Genomic DNA, 2887 nt, shown 5'->3' on the forward strand with positions numbered 1-2887 from the left:
TCAGGTCGTCCCCGCCCTGCGTGTCGATGGTCACGCCCGGAATGGCCTTGAGCACCTGCACCAGGTTGTCGGCATGCTGTGCCTCGATCTTGCGCCCCGACAGACTGACCGTGCTGGTCGGCTCGCGGGCGCTGTCGCCGAAGCGGTCGTCGATGGTGGAGCCGGTCACGGTGACCTGGCGCAGGGTCTGCGTCGGGGACGCGCCGCTCTGCGCCCAGGCCCCCGGGGCGGCCAGGGCCACGACGGCGGCGGCCAGGAGGGTGGGTGGGCTGGTTTTCATCGGAACACCTTTTCTGGATGTCGGGGGATTGGCGGGAGGGCTCATCGGGTTCAGAACTTCACGTTCACGCCCACGTACAGCGTGCGGCCCATCCCCGGCACGGCCGTGCCCCACTGCGGGTAGTTGGGCAGCATCGGGTTGGTCATCGTGGTGCCCTGACCGACGTAGGCGCCGCCCGTGGGCTGGAAGTACAGGCGGTCGAACAAGTTCTCGATGCCGAAGTCCAGCCGCACCGATTTCCACGCATAGCTGGCGCGCAGGTTGACCAGCCCGAAGCCCGGCGTGCGCACCTCGTTGCGCACCGACGAGACGCGGGTCTTGGCCTTCACCAGCACCAGCTCCAGGCTGTTGTCCCAGCCACCGCTCTTGTGCGTCAGCGCCAGCCTGGCGTTGAGCGGCATGAGGTTGTAGAGCCCGCTGCCGGTGTCGAGGTTTTTGCCGCGGGTGAGGTTCAGCAGCCCCTGGATGCCCCAGTCGCCCAGCGCGTTCGTTGCCAGCGGCGCGTGCCCGGCCAGGTTCAGCCCGAACAGGCGCGCGCGCTGGTTGGTGTAGCGCAGCACGCTGAACCGGTTGGTCACCGGGGTGGCGACGGGCTGGTTGGCGGCGGCGTCCCACTGCACCGCATCGATGTAGTCGCTCACGTGCGTGACGTACGGCGTGGCCTGCAAGCCCCAGCGCCGGTCGGCGGCGTGCCAGTCGAGCGTGGCCGACAGCGTGTTGGCCTTCTCGGGCTTGAGAGCGGGGTTGCCGAGGTAGCCGTTGCCGTCGCCCACGACGTTGTTCATCAGCGCCGCCATCTGCCAGGTGGACCAGGCAAAGCGCTCATACACGTTGGGCGAACGCTCCTTGTGGGCAAAGCCGAATTCGATGTCGACCTGCTCGCTGGCGGTGTAGCGCGCCAGGGCCGTGGCGTCGATGTTGGTGTCGGTCGAGCGGCGGTCGCGGGCATTGAAGGCGTTGGCATCGCGCGCCTGGAAGCCCATGCCGGCCGGGTTGTACCCGGTCACACGGCCGGCGTTCATCACCACCCGCTCCACGCGCGCGCCGACCAGCGTCATCCACTGCGCGTTCGGGTGCGACTGCCATTCGCTCCACAGCCCGGTGCGGTCGCGCTGACCGTCGCGGATGTTCCAGAAGGTGCCGGGGTACATGCCGCCGCCCGATGGCGTCCACCAGTCGTCGAGGCGGTAGCGCTGCAGGTCGGCGCCCACCCGCAGGCGGTCCTGCTCACCCAGCGGCAGCTCGCCCTGGACGCTGACGCCGGTGGTCTTGCCTTCGCTGAGCATGGGCATGCCGGCCGCGCATGTGGCGCCGATGGGGCCGCATGCGCCGCCGTTGACCGCCATCGGCCCGCCCGAGCCGAGGCCGTACCAGTAGCGCTTGTCGGCGCCGAAGTCCATGAAGTGGTCCACCGTTTCGTGGTACGCCCGCGCCTGCAGCGTGCCCCAGGCGAGCTGACCGGTGTAGCTCAGGTTGAGGCTCTTGCGGTCGTTGTCGAGCAAGTCCATGCGCTGGTTCGGGTAGAGCTGGTAGGGCATGTCCTGCACCCCCAGCCGCGCTTGCAGCAGGTGCTCGTCCTGCCGGAAGGCCAGACCCAGGGAATGGTTGCGCGTGTCGTAGGCGGTGGAGCCGACTTCGTCGGGCGCCAGGGTGTGGCCCGGCCGGCCGGTGAAGTCGTAGCCCTTGAAGTCGCCGCCAGCGATGGTGTTGTCGGCCTGGCTGGTGGCGCCGCTGTAGCTGACGTTGAGCTGCTCGGTGGCCAGGGTGGCCGACAGGTTCAGGCCGCGCGCGCGGTTGTTGCTGCGGTAGAACGCACCCACCTCGCCCTCACGGATCGGCGCCTGCCCGGGCGATGCGAACAGGGGCGTGCGCGTCTCGGCCAGGATGCTGCCACCGATGCTGTCGCCGCCGGCACTGACGGGCGAGATACCGGCGTAGACCTTGAGCGAGCCGAGCTGCGTCGGGTCGATGTAGGACAGCGCCGGATTCATGTGGTTCGGGCAGGAGGCGATCAGGTCCATGCCATCGACCTTGATGCGCAAGCGGTCGTCGGCCAGGCCATGCAGCGCGGGCAGGCTGGACACGCCGCCGGCGCCGTTGAGGCTCACGCCCGGGAGGCCCAGCAGCAGGCGGGCGGTATCGCTGGTGGCCGCCCGCTGCGTCCGCAGGCGGGCCGGGTCCACGGCGCTGGCGCCGGGCAGCGCACCCTGGTCGGCACGGATGGTCACGGCCGGCAAGCTGCCGACGGCGGCGTCCTGCGCCAGCGCCTGGCTGCACAACAGGCACAGGGTGGGCATGGCCAGCGCCATGGCGCGGTGGAAGGTGGAGGAACGAAGCTGGATCATGGCAATACGGGTGGTGGATGTCACAAGCGCGCCATCGGCGTGGTGGCGCGCGGCATGGGTGCCCGCTGTCACGCGGGCAGTGCGTTGGCCACGGGCCAGCCCTGGGGCGCGAACGCCATGGACTCGGACAGCCAGTTGCTGGCGCGGTGGACATGAGCGGCACCGGACGGGCCGGGCTTGCGCGTGCGCGGCGGCAGCAGACGTGCCAGCGCCCGGCAGACGGTCTCGTGTTTGGCATCGACCACCTCGGCCAGCTCACGCA

General features: G+C 69.9%; 3 protein-coding genes. All 3 read right to left on the reverse strand.

Translation table 11 applies throughout. The annotated features are described in order from the left end of the window. Positions 1 to 280: hypothetical protein (locus PHQ87_RS15585; RefSeq protein WP_366524495.1), on the reverse strand; the 280-nt coding region annotated here is incomplete at its 3' end. 50 nt (positions 281 to 330) lie between these two features. Continuing rightward, on the reverse strand, positions 331 to 2625 hold the full coding sequence (locus tag PHQ87_RS15590; protein ID WP_300236399.1) for a TonB-dependent receptor: 2295 nt from the start codon (positions 2623 to 2625) through the stop codon (positions 331 to 333). A gap of 68 nt (positions 2626 to 2693) precedes the next feature. Continuing rightward, on the reverse strand, positions 2694 to 2887 hold a 194-nt coding region (locus PHQ87_RS15595; protein ID WP_300236402.1), incomplete at its 5' end, for a hypothetical protein.

The sequence above is a fragment of the Hydrogenophaga sp. genome (genome assembly GCF_028698005.1).
Taxonomy (GTDB): Bacteria; Pseudomonadota; Gammaproteobacteria; order Burkholderiales; family Burkholderiaceae_C; genus Hydrogenophaga.

What these genes read in the sequence shown, in the direction of transcription:
- PHQ87_RS15590 (WP_300236399.1), bottom strand. Translation starts at nt 2,625, where the DNA reads ATGATCCAGCTTCGTTCCTCCACCTTCCACCGCGCCATGGCGCTGGCC.